A 538-nucleotide genomic window follows, 5' to 3' on the forward strand; every position below is an offset into this window, starting at 1 on the left:
GCGTAGGAAATGCCGGAAATCTCGTAGTCGATGATGGTTTTGGTGATCTCCGTGGAGTTGGTCAAATAGCTGCCACCGGTCGTGGAACAAGCTGTTGTTGTGAGCGCGATCGCAGTCGCCGCCCAGAGCTTCGATGTCATTTGGAACCTCGCTGAATAGATGAGACAGGCATAAAGTCGATACTTTATCGACTTTATGCCTGTCTGAACCGGCCACGCAAGTCGCCCCCTTAGCGCTTAGGCTGCAGCGTCGCAGATTTCGCCTTCCGAGAGGCCCGCCACCAAGGATTGTGGAAACAGGAAGTTGGACGCTCTCTCTGCCTCGGAGGCCGCACGAAAGATGGCCCGCGGGTCGGCGAGGACTCTTACCCAGCTATCGAGGTAACTCGCGTGATCGTCGAGATGCGAACCATCAACTCCAACCGTTGCCCCGATAAACGCGGAAGCCAGTTCGGCAATTAGTTCCTCATAAGCATAGGCCTCCTGGGACGGAGTTCCGGAAATGCCGCGCCTGTCCAGGCGCGAAGCATGACCCGACC

At 56.9% G+C, this 538-nt stretch carries 1 protein-coding gene; it reads right to left on the bottom strand.

What is annotated here, in order from left to right; translation table 11 throughout:
* Positions 1-236: 236 nt before the first annotated feature.
* A partial coding sequence (locus PKF00_RS44295; protein ID WP_271223798.1) for a zincin-like metallopeptidase domain-containing protein occupies positions 237-538 on the bottom strand: 302 nt, incomplete at its 5' end.

It is taken from the genome of Streptosporangium carneum (assembly GCF_027922005.1).
Classification (GTDB): Bacteria; Actinomycetota; Actinomycetes; order Streptosporangiales; family Streptosporangiaceae; genus Streptosporangium; species Streptosporangium carneum.